9 protein-coding genes are annotated in these 14,599 nt (G+C 65.7%); 4 read left to right on the top strand and 5 right to left on the bottom strand.

All coding sequences use genetic code 11. The annotated features are described in order from the left end of the window. Nucleotides 1-12: 12 nt before the first annotated feature. Genes BLR91_RS18715 through BLR91_RS18700 form a run of 4 tightly spaced genes read right to left on the bottom strand, consistent with a single transcriptional unit; the run spans nt 13 to nt 6,191 of the window. Complete coding sequence (locus BLR91_RS18715; RefSeq protein ID WP_089879122.1) at nt 13-1,866, bottom strand: hypothetical protein; 1,854 nt, start codon at nt 1,864-1,866, stop codon at nt 13-15. After that, nucleotides 1,863-4,613, bottom strand: a complete 2,751-nt coding sequence (locus BLR91_RS18710) for an alpha-mannosidase (protein WP_089879125.1) — start codon at nt 4,611-4,613, stop codon at nt 1,863-1,865. Before BLR91_RS18710 ends, BLR91_RS18715 begins: the two co-directional genes overlap by 4 nt. Then, nucleotides 4,610-5,194, bottom strand: a complete 585-nt coding sequence (locus BLR91_RS18705) for a D-sedoheptulose-7-phosphate isomerase (RefSeq protein ID WP_089879128.1) — start codon at nt 5,192-5,194, stop codon at nt 4,610-4,612. Before BLR91_RS18705 ends, BLR91_RS18710 begins: the two co-directional genes overlap by 4 nt. Beyond that, nucleotides 5,187-6,191: an ROK family protein gene (locus BLR91_RS18700; protein WP_089879131.1), complete on the bottom strand. Its 1,005-nt coding sequence runs from the start codon at nt 6,189-6,191 to the stop codon at nt 5,187-5,189. The genes BLR91_RS18705 and BLR91_RS18700 overlap by 8 nt, the downstream gene beginning before the upstream one ends. A gap of 987 nt (nt 6,192-7,178) precedes the next feature. Between BLR91_RS18700 and BLR91_RS20070 the strand changes: the two genes are divergently transcribed. The 4 genes from BLR91_RS20070 (at nt 7,179) to BLR91_RS18680 (ending at nt 13,992) form a co-directional block, all read left to right on the top strand. Continuing rightward, nucleotides 7,179-7,847: a hypothetical protein gene (locus tag BLR91_RS20070; RefSeq protein WP_157694608.1), complete on the top strand. Its 669-nt coding sequence runs from the start codon at nt 7,179-7,181 to the stop codon at nt 7,845-7,847. Between the two features lie 70 nt (nt 7,848-7,917). After that, nucleotides 7,918-10,710, top strand: coding sequence for a hypothetical protein (locus tag BLR91_RS20065; protein WP_157694609.1), 2,793 nt, complete (start codon nt 7,918-7,920; stop codon nt 10,708-10,710). 1,194 nt (nt 10,711-11,904) lie between these two features. Further along, the gene (locus BLR91_RS18685; protein ID WP_157694610.1) at nt 11,905-12,330 is read left to right on the top strand and encodes a hypothetical protein; all 426 of its coding nucleotides are present in this window, start codon (nt 11,905-11,907) and stop codon (nt 12,328-12,330) included. A gap of 609 nt (nt 12,331-12,939) precedes the next feature. Then, the gene (locus tag BLR91_RS18680) at nt 12,940-13,992 is read left to right on the top strand and encodes a hypothetical protein (RefSeq protein WP_089938103.1); all 1,053 of its coding nucleotides are present in this window, start codon (nt 12,940-12,942) and stop codon (nt 13,990-13,992) included. 444 nt (nt 13,993-14,436) lie between these two features. Here BLR91_RS18680 and BLR91_RS20230 read toward each other — a convergent pair whose 3' ends face one another. Next, complete coding sequence (locus BLR91_RS20230; protein WP_172823238.1) at nt 14,437-14,574, bottom strand: hypothetical protein; 138 nt, start codon at nt 14,572-14,574, stop codon at nt 14,437-14,439. Between the last annotated feature and the right edge of the window lie 25 nt (nt 14,575-14,599).

Raw genomic sequence — 14,599 nt, 5'->3', positions numbered from 1 at the left:
GCACCTCGGCACTCAGCCCGCCAGCGTCTGCTCGCAGGCGAGCAGCGTCACGCCGACGCTCCAGGCGTGCGAGAGCGTCAGCAGCATCCCCTTCGGCTGGAAGCACGCCGTCTGGTAGTACCGCTCGCTGACCATGCCGCGGTAGGCGTTGAAGTCGCCGTCCTCGCGGGCGATGAACTGGCGGAAGCACGCCAACGTCTCGTCGGCGCGCTCCGCATAGTGCGGGTCGCCGAGGGCCGCCGACAGCTCGCGCAGCTCGGCCGTGCAGACGAGCCCGTAGGCGTGCAGGTGCTGGTTCGACGGCGATGCGTTGTCGGCGCCGCGGGTGCGGAAGCCGTACGCCCCGAGCAGGGTGTGCGCCGGGAACGTGACGTCGTACGTGTAGCGGAAGGTCAGCATCCAATCGGCTGCGCGCCGCGCCACATCGAGCCAGTGGCGATCGCCGGTCGCGCGGTGCAGGGCGACGTAGGCCATCACGGCGGCGTAGCCGTCCTCCGACGTCGGCGCGAGGTCCACGTCCTCCGGGGCGCCGTGGAGGAACTCCCGGTCGACGAACTGCTCGTAATACCTTCCGGCGGCGAGCGCCGCGGTCAGGTAGCGGTCGTCGCGTCCGGCGGCCTCCACCAGCGCGGCGATCCAGGTCAGGCCCGAAGCGCCCGACCACGACAGCACCTCGCCGGTCTCGGCATGGTGGACCGATCCGGGGTTGCCGTCGTCGCGCTGACGGCCGACGACGACGTCCAGGTTCGAGCGGATGGCGCGCTCCCACTGCTCGTGCGGGTCGAGCGCTTGCGCCCGGACGAGGAACAGCGTCGCCTCGGCGAGGGTGCGCGAGTGGAGTCCGCGTTTCAGCTCGGTCCAACTCTGCGTCCAGCCGTGGTCGCGGTACCAGACGCCCCAGAAGGTTCCGGAGGGCGACAGGGATGCGGTGATGAAGTCGATGACGTGACGCGCCGCGTCCGCCTCGGCCGGCCGGCCGGTCCGCAGCCCGTGCGCGAGGAGCGCGTACGCCCACGGGATGCCGCTGACCCAGCCCACGTGCATGGCCTGCCGGTCGACGCTGAGCCCGTCCCGGCCGCTGACCTCGCGGTCGAAGCCGACGGTCTCCAGCAGCACGCCGGGGTCCGGGTCGTAGTGCCAGTCGAGCAGGCCGGCGGCGGTGAGGTCGGCGGCGGTGGCCACATCCACCCACGGATTCTCGGTCGTGTGCTCAGCCGCTTCGGCGTGCAGCGCGCGCAGGATCGGGGCGTAGGTGTGGCGGGATGCGTCCAGCGCGAACACGCGCACCGCGAGCTCCACCGTCTCGCCGGGGACGAAGCGGTGCGTCGCCACGTCGGCCGGCCGCGGGCGGTCGTCGCCGTAGTACGTGACCGGGTATTCGCGGTACGGGAAGCGCAGGCTGACCGTCGCGTCGCCCCACTCCGGGTCGTGCGCGAGCCCGACGCCGGTGAGGCCGAGCACGGAGGTCTCGGCCGCGGCGAGCGCGACTCCTCCACGGTCCGGCCCCGCCCAGGCGAACACCGCCGGCGTCGCCGCACGGTCGGCGCGGAACTCCCAGGCGTCGCTCACCAGGGCCGCGTGCTGCTCGGGCGTGCTCGCCCCGATCTCGAAGCGCGGGAACGCCCGGGTGTTCTCGGCCGGCCGGTTCTCGCCGTAGAAGGCGCCGGGGATGAGCCACCAGGGATCGTCGGCGCCGTGCACCGGAGCCTCCACCAGCACCGACCCGTCGGCCGGCTCCGCGCCGGTGTACGTCACGCGCACCGCGAGCCGCCAGCCGGGCTCCGCCTCGCTCCACTCCAGCTGCACCTCTGCCGCCGCGGAAGCGGGACCGACGACGGTCGCCCGGACCTCGGGGCGCGCGCTCACGGCAGCGGGCGCTCGATCAGGTCGACCTCGCGGACCGGCTGGGCCGGGTCGGCCGGCACCACGAAGGTGCGCAGCTGCGACGGGCCGAAGTCCTCCTCGATGGTGCGCCCGAGCAGCGGGAGCTCGATGCGCGAGCGTCCGCCCTCTCCGCGTGTCTCGACGGCCCGCACGACCACGTCCGCGCCGCCGGGGGCATCCGTCTCGTCCTCGGTGCCCTTCAGCGCGGTCACCATGACGGTATCGCCGCCGTCGCTCGCGAACGAGTTCACGGGAGGCAGCACGCCGTCGTGGAACGACTCCTGCATCGCCCGCACCGGGTTGCCGAGCACGAGCGCGCGACGGATCGGGTCGGCCTCACGCCAATCGCCCGCGTGGGGCACCAGCTCGTAGCTGAACCGCTGGACGCCCTGATCCTGGAAGGAGTAGATGCCCTCCGGGTCGAGCAAGCGCGGGTCGTGCCACGAGTAGACCGGGCTGCGGACGGCGGTCACGCCGATACTCGGCTGCTCGCCGTCGTCGGCGGTTCCCGGCGACACATCGTAGGCGTGCTTGTTGGTCGTGATCACCGTGAGACCGGCGGCGGCGCCGTCGATCGTGCCGGTCAGATCCACCCACGACTGCGCGGGCTCCTCGGCGCCGTCGACCGGGCGCTCCAGGTGACCGAACGGGATCTCGTACGTCGCCGTCGGGTCATCGAGCACGGTCGGGAAGCGCAGCTTCAGCAGGTGCGCCTGTTCGCGCCAGTCGAGCGTCACGTTGACCCGCAGCACAGGCGAATCGTGGTCGAGGATGAGCTCCTCCACCAGAGTGGATGCGCCCCACGCCCGCTCGACCCGGACGCGAGACCGCAGCGGGCCGGTCTCGCGGACCACGATGCGCTTCAGCCCCATCGTCGCGCCCGGCCAGGCGTACGAGATGACCCGGTGGCCCCACGTATCGGTCGGGTCGTCGTTGATCTGGGTGTGCTTGGCGCCGTCGACGCCGGCCATCACATCCACGCCGGTCGCCTTGACCAGGTAGGACGAGATCCAGCCGGTCTCCTGATCGATGCGGATGCGGACGTGCTCGTTCTCGAGGGTGTCGGCGGTCACGGTCAGGGCGTTGGATGCCGCACCCGGGCCGGCGCCGGGACGCAGGCGGTAGAGGCGGTAGCCGAGAGCCGGGACGTCGGCGCGGAACACCACGGCGCCGCGCGAGACATCGTCCGTCGTCGCGGTCGACTGCGAGTTCTGGAAGACGACGGGCTCGCCGTTCTCGTCGACCACGTGCACGCCGGCGCGCTGCGCGCCGTACTGGAAGTCCACATCCACCGACACCGCCCAGGGGTGCGGGTTGAAGACCAGGACCGGCTGCGTGCCGTCCTCCCGGTCGACCTGCACCTGGCGGGCGAGGACGTTGTGCGCCCGCGTGATGATGCGCTTCGAGATCGCGACGGCCTCGCCGAGCTGGTCGCGTGCGTCGTCGTACGACGGCTCGATCGCCGAACCGGGCAGGATGTCGTGGAACTGGTTGAACAGCACCTGCTTCCAGGCGGTCTCCAGCTGCTCGCGCGGGTAGTCGACGCCGTCGGTCGCGGCGACCACCGCCGCCCAGCGCTCGGCGTTCAGCACGGCGAACTGCGCGCGACGCTGCCACGCCTTGATGCCCGAGTGCGCCGAATAACAGCCGGGCGCATGGTGCTGCAGGTCGTCGCGGCGCACCGGGAGGGTGTCGAGGAACGCCTCGCCCCGGCCGAGCACCTCGTCGAAGTACGTGCGCGGTGACGACATCGTCATCCTTCCGAAAGAGCCCATGCGGTCGTAGCGGTGGATCGACTCGATGTTCGCGATGGTCGGGCCGCCGCCGTGGTTGCCCACGCCGTAGAACACCATCGCGGTCGCGTTCTCGCCGAAGCCGACGGTGCGGTCGAGCGAGGCGAGCGCCTTCTCGGTCTGGCCGTCGACCGAGCCGGGCGGGCTGCAGTACTCGAACGGGATGCGGTAGGCCAGCACCCGCGAGCCGTCGGGCGCCTCCCACCAGAACAGGCTCGGAGCCAGGTCGGACTCGTGCGGGCCGGGCCGCAGGAACGTATACGAGTCCATCCCCTGGCCGCGCAGGATCTGCGGGAGCATCGCGTTGTGACCGAACGGGTCCACATTCATCCCGACGGTCGACGGCTTCCCGAAGCGCGACTCGAGGTAGCGCTGGCCGTACAGACCCTGGCGCACGAAGCTCTCGCCCATCGGCATGTTGTTGTCCGGCTCGACCCACCAGCCGCCGACGTTGACCCAGCGGCCCTCGGCGACACGGCGCTTGATCTGCTCGAACAGCTCAGGGTCGGACTCCTCCACCCAGCTGAGCAGCACGATCTGGTCGCAGGTGAAGACGAAATCGGGGTACTCCTCCATGCGGTGGATGGCCGACCAGAAGGTCGCGCGGGCCTCCTGGTAGCCCTCCTGCCACGGCCACAGCCACACCGGGTCGAGGTGCGCGTTGCCGATCATGTGGAGGGTGCGCTGCGGGGTCGCCGTCGGGCGCTTCGCTGGCGGGAGGTCGCGCGGCTGGGTGCCGGCGGGCGCGTTCGCGACGGGGGCTTTGCCGTTCGCGTCGGGGGCGCCCGTCTCGCCGGCGACCTCGTTCCCGGATGCGCTCTCGCGCGGCTCCTGCGCCGCATCCACCGCGATCTGTTCCGGAGTTTCTCCGCCCACACGCGGCGTGTCGGCCGGAGAAAGTCCGGAATCGACGGCTGCCTGCTCGGGGGTGGTCACAGTGCGTACTCCTCGTCGCCGTCGGCCCATGCGTCCACGATCTCGGAGAGCACGTGGAGCATGAACGTGTGGAATTCCTGGATCCTCGGGGTGGTCGTGGACGGGCTCAGCAGCGCGTAGTCGGCGAACTCCTTCGCCGGGCCGCCGTCGCCTCCGCCGAACAGCACCGTCGTGGCGCCGACCGACTTCGCCGCTTCGAGCGCTGAGACGATGTTCGCACTCCGGCCGCTCGTCGTGAAGGCCGCGACGACGTCGCCCGGGCGGGCGAGACCGAGCACCTGGCGCGAGAAGACGTCGTCGTACGAGTAATCGTTGGCGATGCAGGTCATCGTCGTGGGGTCGGTGCTGAGCGTGACCGCCCCGAGCGGCCGACGGTCGCGCTCGTAGTGCCCGATGATCTCACCGGTGAAGTGCTGCGCATCCGCCGCGCTACCGCCGTTGCCGAACGTGTACAGGATGCCGCGCTCGGCGAACGCGTCGCAGAGCAGCTTCCCGACCTCACGCAGGGCCGGCAGCAGTGCCTCGCCCTGCTCGGCGACCTGGATGTGCGCCTCCAGCTGCTGTCGCATCCACTCAGCCACGGTGGTCTCCCTTCCGGACGCCTGCGCCCGCACCGGCGAGCTGGTCGAGCCGGTCGAACGCGACGGCACCGGCGCCGACGACGCAGACGACGTCGCCCAGGGCGGCGAGCACGACGGTGGATGCGGCGGCAGCGGGCGGCATCGCGTCGGCGGCGACGCGCTCGCGCACGGGAACGAGCAGGGCGTCGCCGGAGCGGGTCACCCCGCCGCCGAGCACGACGAGGTCGGGCTCGAAGACGTTGACAAGGTCGGTGAGGGCGACGGAGAGCACGTCGACCGTCTCGTCCCAGAGCTCGGTGGCGAGGGCGTCGCCGTCCGCGGCGGCCGCGACCACATCCTCCGCCCGCACGACGGGCAGCTGGGCGAGCGTCGAGCCGGCGCCGCGCTCGGCGACGGCCTCGCGGGCGCGCTGGGCGATGGAGGTGCCGGAGGCGTATCCCTCGAGGCAGCCGCGCCGCCCGCACAGGCACGGACGGCCGCCGGTGCGGACCATCACGTGGCCGAACTCGCCGCCGTTGCCGGCCGCGCCGCGGTGCAGGCGGCCGTCGATGACCGCGCCGCCGCCGATGCCGGTGGAGATCGTCAGGTAGACCATGGTGTCGGCGTCGCGCGCGGCGCCGTAGCGGAACTCGCCGAGGGCGCCGGCAGTCGCGTCGTTCTCGAGCACGGCCGGGATGCCGAACTCGCGCTCGGCGAGCTCGACGATCGGCAGGTCGATCCAACCGGGGAGGTGCAGCGGGCCGGTCAGCACACCGGCCTTGGCGTCGAGCGGACCGCCGCAGGAGATGCCGACCGCCTCCACCTCGAGGCCGGATTCGGCGATCGCGCGATGACCCATGTCGAACAGCCTGGGAACGATCGCACCCGGGCCCTCCTCCCGACGAGTGGGTTCGACGATCAGTGCGTGGGTTCGTCCGTCTTCCGTGACAACACCGACGGCGAGCTTCGTGCCGCCGATGTCGAGCGAGAGGACGGCGCGGAGGCCGTTTGCCATCATGTCCTTCCGAGGGTGCACGACCGCGCCAGCGTCGGTGGATCGTGTGGGATCGTTCCCACAGATACTAGGACGCCGCGGGCAGGCGGGTCAACACGGCGCGTTCGCTGGGCGCGTCCGCCCGGCGCTCGCGCCCGCCGCACGCGCCCAGTGCAACTCGGTATGAGGTGAACGCCGCCGGGCAGAGATCTGCTTGGCGATCTCCGCAGGTCGCATGGCGCTGCCCCCTCCACGAACGTTGTTCGCTACGGAATGCGCGCCGGGAACTGTCCCGCTTCTGCGATGTGTGCGCCGGAATCGCCCTGACGCGCGCCTCCCAAGGAAAAGTTGAGCACATTTCGCGGATGACCCAAGTGAGTGCAGGACGAGACCTCGACCCTTGCCGCTCGGATTTTGCTCATATACGGACAAACCTGAACGCGCAGATCCTTGTTTCGGGTGCTTGCACACTCGGGCGTGTCCCGGGAACCAAACCCCTGTCTGACGGCAGCTGTGGACTTGCCAAAAAACTTCGCCTGACCACACAAAACGTCCTCCGAGCTCGTCGACAACAAGTTAATTGGCGCGGCCGGCCGGACTGCTCCCGGGCGGACTGTGGCGAGATGCCCTCCCGCCACAAGCAGACGACCTCACTATGGCCTCAGAGAGATTCCGACGGTCAGGGAATCCCACCGCAAATCTGGCGGATAACTCGGCCAGCACAAGCGAACGCACTCTTCCGGAACTCGGCGAAATGCGGCTGACGCGCGGCGAGCTCGCCCAGGCGGTGCTTCAGTCATCGCGTCAGCCATCCACAAGAGGTTTACCTCTGGCTGGTTTCCGGACGCGCGACTGTCCGCCTGTTCCCCGGCACATGAGTCCCGCGAATGTGGGGCATCTGCCAGAGTCATGAATCGGTACCGTGACAAGTAGGCGGCCAAGGTCCACGATGCCCTCAGGCAAACGCGTGGGGACTTGGTGATTTGGCTTTCAAGGGGGCATAGAGGCCTAATGGTCGACTCAGCCACATTTATGGACGAGAGGCAGCGACGAGTTCTCGCTGCGCTTCAGGGCAAACGGTCGGAGCTGGCTAACTTCTACCTGACAGCCTTGATGCTGCTCGGCGGTGAGCTTGAAATGGCTGACCCTCGAACCCGAGTAACGTTCATCTGCCACTGCATGCGTGAGGTCATGAATCGTGTACTTGGTTCGCTTGGCCGGCCGACGGCCCCTCGGTTCAAGCCACCCTCGGGAGAACAAGTCAAAGCACTTCCCGATCTGCTCGCAAGATTCCCGGAACTCGAATTGGACCGCGAGGGCGACCTGGTCCCGGTTCCTCAAGAAGTCGCCGCTGCCATGGACAAACTGTTCAAGGCCGCCGTCCATGAGAAGCGCCGAATCAGAGACGATATCGCTGCCCTGATCACAGATGATGGGAACGCTGGCCATGTTGCCGTCTCGCGCTGGATTGAGTCTCGCGGTTTCTTCGTGAAATGGGCGCACCTACACGACCGCGATGTCAAAGACGCGGATTTGCCTAGCGATGACGAGATTCGCTCGCACGTCGAAGTCTTCGACGAGCTGTTGGACGGGGTCATCAATCCCTTCTTCGCGACGCGCCACGCCATCGACGACCTACTCGCTGAGATCAATACGACCGGGGAGCCTACAGATGCCTAGTTTTCGCGCTCCGACACCAGAACAGGTTCGGGCCACCTTACTCAAGATACCGACATACCAACTCAGGCGAGTGTTCTACGAGGGGCTTGAAAACCCACTTTGGGTCCGTCCGCTAATGGAGGCTGGCGCATTCACCGACCCTCCGGAGCCTGAAACCACCGAAGATGGGTATATCCGCGACCTCTACTGGCCCGAACTGTCATATCTGACTCGCATCGCGCCCCAATCGCCCGACGACGTGGTGGACGTGTTGCTCCGACTCGAGGCGAGCAACAACCCCTGGGTCCGGCGTGCTGTGTTCGAAATCGCGTGCCAGATTCCTGTCGAATCCAGCGTTCGACTGGAACCGCTTATCAAGGCCTGGATGAAGTCGGGAATTGGGTGGAGAACCGAGTCGCGGTCGCTAGTGTCGCTCGCTATCAATCTCCTCGAAGGCGGACAGCCCCGACTTGGTCGGTGGCTAGCGAACGTCTTATTCGAGCCGCGCCAAAGCGACGAGACCCAGTCCATCCGAAAGCCGAAGCTTTTCCTGGAGGAGTACTGGTACGAAGAGGAACTGCCACGGATCGTCCCCGCCCTTGGTGATAACGCGCTCAAGGCGCTCGTCGGCTGGCTGACGACATACGTCAACTCTTCCGGTCACGCTTCCGGTGAGCACGACTTCAGTGCAATGGACCGGTCATCGATCGACGCGCGTGGTGACTCCACAGATCGGCCGGAGGACGCGCTCATCGATGCCATTCGCGATGTTGCGGTCGATGCCATTCGCACGGCCCCTGGAGAAACGGTCAAGATTCTGCTGCGTAGCGGCGTGAAGCTGTTGAGGAAGATCGCCATCTACGTCACCGCTGAGGCGATTCGTCGGGAGCTTGACACAGGAGGAAACGTTGCTGCCCTGCTGGAACAGGCGAAGCAGCTACTCGGTGATGAAGAATCCGATGATGAGTACGTTCGGGTTGAGTACGCGCGACTAGCACAGACCGTCGCTCGCGCAGACGGGTCTGCGACGTCGGTGGTGACGCCGTTTCTTGCGAAGGCATTCGCAGCTGACCTCGCTTGGATGCGAGAGCGACTCGTTCGCCCTGAAGGTCTTACCGATGAGCAGTGGGAAGCGAGCATTCAGACGAAGGCTCAGCGATACCGGCATAGTTGGCTCGCTGCAATTGGCCACGACGCGTTGCCAGAAAATCTACGTAAAGATCTGGCGAAGCTAGACAAGGCAAATGGCCCGATCGAGAACCCTCTCGAGCCAATGGGTCGAGTGACAAGTTGGACTGGCCCCAACCCGCACACGAGCCAGGATCAAATGGCTGCGATGGCGCCGATCGAGCTTGTTGTTCACCTTGCGAGCTGGCATGACAACGGCGATGGATGGGGCCCCGAACCATCCCACGAAGGCCAAGGCAGAGCGCTCTCAGGTCTTCTGACGACGAATCCACTCGCCCTGAAGGGAGTGCCGCAGCTAGGGCAAAAGCTTCGCCCCACCTACCTGCGCGCGATCTTGCAGGGTTGGGAAGCCGCGAGCAAAGCCGGTCTCGAACTCGATTGGTCGCAGGTGGCCGAGCTAGTGGAGTACGTCCTTGATCACCCTCTTGCCTCTCCCTTTCCTATTGAAGGCGGTGATTTCGACGACGACAAGGATTACCGCGGAGCGAAGGACGCCGCCATCGGCCTGCTCGAGGAACTGCTCAAAATGCGAGGGTCCGTCTTGGTTCCCAAGCGCTACGAAGAGCGGTTCGCTCGGCTTCTGATCGATCGGTCAGATGATGAGGATGCCTGGACCCAGTACGACACCTATCAGCACGAGGGCTCAGGGTGGGACCCGCTCAACATGTCGCTCAATTGGCAATGGCCAAGCAGGCTCCGTGCGCTGATTGTGGCCGCCACCAGCTCGGAGAATGCGTCGTGGCGGGATGACGCCCTCAAAGTGATTGAGCGCGAGGCGTCACGCGTTGACCGGCACGGCGCCGGCCGAGCCGCTCTAGGCGAAGGTTTCGGCAGGCTTCTCAACTCCGGGCCGGACTGGATAGCGGCTCATCTGGACGAGCTGGTCGGTACTCGCGACGGTATTTCGGTCGAACAACAGATTGTGCTCACGACGGCCATGGCGACACACCGCTACAACCGCGCGATGTATGACGCTCTGACTCCGGCGATGCTTGCGGCGATCGACGTCGGGGATTCGCTCGTAGCTGGTTGGAGGGGCGAGTCCGACCCACTGCCACGCATCGGCGAATGGGTCATCGACGCATTCGTATACGGCCACATCAACTCTAACGACCCGGTATTCGAGGCGTTCTTCACCAAGACGAGTCCCTTGGTTCGCGGCAAATCGTTGGGCACGGTCGCTTGGTCCTTCTTCCGTGCGACGACTGTGGATGATGCGATTCGTGATCGCTTCGCAGTTCTCTGGGATGACCGCATTAGCCACGTTCGAGAGCAGCCCGAGGACAGCAAGGAACTCCAAGGCATCTACTGGCTGGTGAAGAGCAGTGCGTTCTCGTCGGAGTGGTGGCTTCCGCGACTGCGAGAAGCACTCCGACTCGAACCGACCATTGCGACTGAGAGACACATGATCGGGAAGGAACTAGCGCAGGCATCCACGACCGACCCTGCCGCTGCTCTCGCGGTTCTGAAGCTCCTGCTCGGCGGACGCGGCGAACGTGGCCAAGCCGCATTCGCCCTGAGTCAGCAGGCGACTCCCGTGATAATCGCGAACGCCATGATCTCGCGCGATGCAGAACTCACTGAAGAGGCCGAGGCTTACATGAACGAGCTCGGGGCCCAGGGCAACATCGCCCTCGAGGCCGAGGTTCAATCCGTGCTCGATGGCAGGGTCGGCGTCGATGACGTGGATGACTAGGAGCGCGTCTGTCACTGTCCGGTTGAGCCGATTTGGGTTATCCCCGTTTCGGCAACCATCGAAGCTACCTTCTGCCAGTGCTGAGACTTGCCAAATGGCGCAGCCGCGCAACCCCTGCGGACCGTTCGCTATGTCGGTCGCCCCGGATAGCCTCGTCCTGGAGGCGTAGCAGTGGCGAAGTTCTTCGACCCATCGGAGGCTGAGCGCATTCTGCGCGCCGCGGGAGGAGTCCCGCTCGTCCCTTTCCCCGGTGTCGCAAAGCCATGGTCATCGATTCATGAGGCGTGCGGCCGCCACGTGACACCGAACTTGAACACCGTCCGCCGAAGCGGTTCCTGCTGCGCACACTGCGCAGCTATTGCCCGAGGCGCCGCTCGCCGTGCCAGGCTAGAAAACTCCGCGATCTCGACCATGCGCGCCGCTGGTTTTGAGCCGCTCGCACCTTACCCTGGTGCCGACAAACCCTGGCGAAGCATGCATCTGGAATGCGGCGAGGAGAGATCCCCGTCGCTCAACTCCGTACGCGGCAGTAGGACGGGTAAGGGCGGATGCCAGCCGTGCTCGCTGCGCGCTCTTGGATATCGAGTGTGGACGGAGGAGTCGGCCCGCGCGTTGATGGAGTCGAAAGGCTTGGAGCCACTGGTTCCCTATCCCGGCTCATCGACAGTTCCGTGGGCAGCACGTCACCGAGTTTGCGGGCGCACAGTCAGCCCACGTTTGGGGAACCTTGCGGAGGGCCAGGGAGCATGCGTCCACTGTGGGCAAGAAGCTACCCACCGTGCATTCCGTAAAGACCACGATGTCGCAGCTCAACTCATGCGTGCAGCGGGCCTGGAGCCAATCGAGGCATTCCCCGGAGTCGACACGCCATGGAAATGCCGGCACCTTGCATGCGGCCGGATCGTGTCCCCGACTTGGACCAACATCAAGCGCGGGCAGGGAGGCTGCAGTCCGTGCGCTTGGGAAAAGGCGAGCCAGCGGCTAATCATGCCGGAGCCTCAAGCTCGCGCGATTATGGCGGCCCACGACCTCACACCGTTGGAACCGTATCCGGGAAGCGCGAAGCCGTGGCGGTCGCGTCACAGATGCGGCCGCGAAGTCTCGCCGACGCTCTCGAACGTTCGCGCTGGAAAGGGTGTCTGCCGTTATTGCATCTCCTCATTTCCGTTTGCGGGTCCGGCGATCTTGTACCTCGTGGCCGATGTTCGCGCCGTAAAGGTTGGAATAGCGGCTCGTTCCGCCAAACGACTCGACGAGCACCGACGTTACGGGTGGGAAGAGATGTGGCGAATACAGGTGCCCACTGGAGACGACGCCTACTCGCTTGAGCAGTCGATACTCGCGTGGTGGAGAGGCGAACTCCTCCTCGACGTCGTATACACGAAAGCGGAGATGCCCCAGTGGGGCGCGTCCGAGACGGCGCCCCGCGCCCGTATGGGGTCAGATGCGGTGTTGATTCGCGCCTTGCAACTCCTCGAGGAGACGGGAGTCACAGACTTCGAGGTCATCGTGTCACGGGGCGACGACGCCGCGCCCGACTCAGAGGCCACTTCAGTCGGGCCTCGGGCGCGCAGGAAGCCATCAGCCTCGGACCAGGTGGCATTGTTCGATCTTGATTGACAACTGACGGTTTGCGTGTCGGACGAGCGGGCCGATCTCGGCCACAGATGGTGGGTTTCACCGCCACAGGTGTGCCCAGCGAGACCACAATGAGCAAGCGCGTATCCTTCAGGATCCGACCTGGGGATACAAGGGTGGTCTACCCCCATTTTGTGAATGATGCGTAAGGCTCATCAACATTCAATTGGGGGGTTATTGCGGTGAAGATTCGGTCTCTTGCAGGGAACCACGACGCCGCCCTCGTACACGGGGCGACGCTGGATGTCGACGGCGGAATCGCCGCCACACGGCTGCGCTGAATCCGGGCGCCGCCTAGGACGGTCAGCGAGAAATCTAGACCGCCTCCATCAGCCCGTCAATTTGCAGTCAGCGCCGGCACGCTTAGCAAAGGCGCCCCGCTTCGGTACCTCGCTTTCTTAGGCGGCCTCGTAGTGTGGCCAGCACAGGTCGACACGGCGGGCCGGCCGAAAGTTCGGCTCACCGCGTCGGAGTCCTTAGGCTCATACGCAACCGCTCGCACATGCGAGAACGCGTCACGCGTACGGAACGCTCGATCGCTCGTTCCACTGGATCAGCGAGCCCACCGATGCCTTCTTCCAAGGAGACAGCTTGAATCTGCTCGAAAAACTGCAGACAAGGACCGGCGACATCCGTCGGGAGCTTGAAGAGAAGATGGCATCGGGATACCGCCGGTCGGACGTCGGCGAAGCTGCTCGTGATTTGTGCGCACTCTGGGAATCCACTCTTGTGATGAGCGGCCATACATGGACGAACACGTACCTGTATTACCAGACCGAGGATCTCGCGGCCCTAGGCTGGGCGGCCGCCCCGGATCTCCACCTGATTCGAAAGACCAACAATGATGACAAGCACGGAACGCCTGTTACGGCCACCGCGGTAGACATATTCGACGCGATATCGCGGATAGAACAATCGACCCCACTCTTGGAGCCCTTGGTTCCGGGACTCCAACAGGACGCCCTCGAGCCGCGACTACGGCGAATCGTCTGCGCAATCTATGATCATTTCGCGCAAGGCGAGACCGAGTTCGCCCTGCTGGAAGCCCGGCCATCCGAGACGTGGATGACGGCGCGGGCACTCGACACCTTCCAGATCAATGCGTCCGACGACAAGAAGGCGCGTGCGGAGCTGGAGGCCTTAGAAGGCTGGGAGTACGATCCGCCGGCTTTCCAGGCCTTCGCAATATCCCTCCAGGACTCCGATGATGAGTTATGGCGCATCGCGGTCTTCACTAGCCAGTACGAAGACGTCTATTCGATCCTCTCGTCGTATCAACATAAACGAGCGCTTCTACCAGGCCTCCATCGTGACGATGACGCGTTGAACGTGCTTTCGACCCTGTCGATGGTCCAGGCACGGACACTGGCCAATGGCGGCCAATTGATGAAAGCCAGCGACTTGCTAGCGGCATCGATTAATGAAGGGCTTGTCACGCGACGCCCTGATCTGATTTCTCTCGCCGACGTCGTAGTGCGCACGTTCGGAAAGCTCGCTCCCGAGGTAGCTAGAGCGGTCCGCGTCGATCGCGCGAACACTCGGGTCTTCGAAAGCGAACAAAATCGCTCCCCCCTTGCCGCGGATCCGGAGTTCGGAGTTCTGGTCTCTCCCGAGGGAGTGCTCTTTGTTCGCACGGGCAATTGAGGCGTCGGACGATCCATGTCGCACCCGTGTTAGGTGAACGCGGGTCGATGAAACATGACCTCGCTTAGCGCAGGAGACCCAGAGATGGCGTTCGTCGCCCTGGTTCCCGGCTCCGGGGCCGTCCTCATCGAGGTGCTGAGCCGCCTTCACATGGAGGAGTCCCAGGGGCGGCCAAGTGCTGCCCCCATTCGATCCCAAGCCCGGATGAGAGGGCAGCGCCGGTGTCTGTATTGGCGTGTACCAGTACCCATCATGGCCATCAGCCGCCGAACATCCACTACAACTACGAGCACATCGAGGAGAACGGCAAAACCTCCTGCTACGAACTCGTCGGGGGCCACGGGATCCCGGGGTTCGTGACGTTCAACCACCGCCACAGGATGTCGGTACCCCGCTGGACAGGCCGCCTGGGACCACTCAATGATGATCCCAGGCGGTCGGGTGTTACTTCCTGCCCTTGCCCTTCTGGGCGAGCGCACTCGCGGCGGCCGTCTTCTCGGCCTTGGTCGAGCGCGGGTTGCTCAGAACCTTGCTGGCGGCCGTGGCGGCCTTCGAGCTGGTCTGCTTGCTGTTCTTTGCCACTTTCGTGACTCCCTGTCTGGCGACC

Origin of the sequence: Leifsonia sp. 466MF, from assembly GCF_900100265.1 — a bacterium.
In the GTDB taxonomy this organism is placed as follows: Bacteria; Actinomycetota; Actinomycetes; order Actinomycetales; family Microbacteriaceae; genus Leifsonia.
This window is presented reverse-complemented; position numbering and strand designations above follow the sequence as displayed.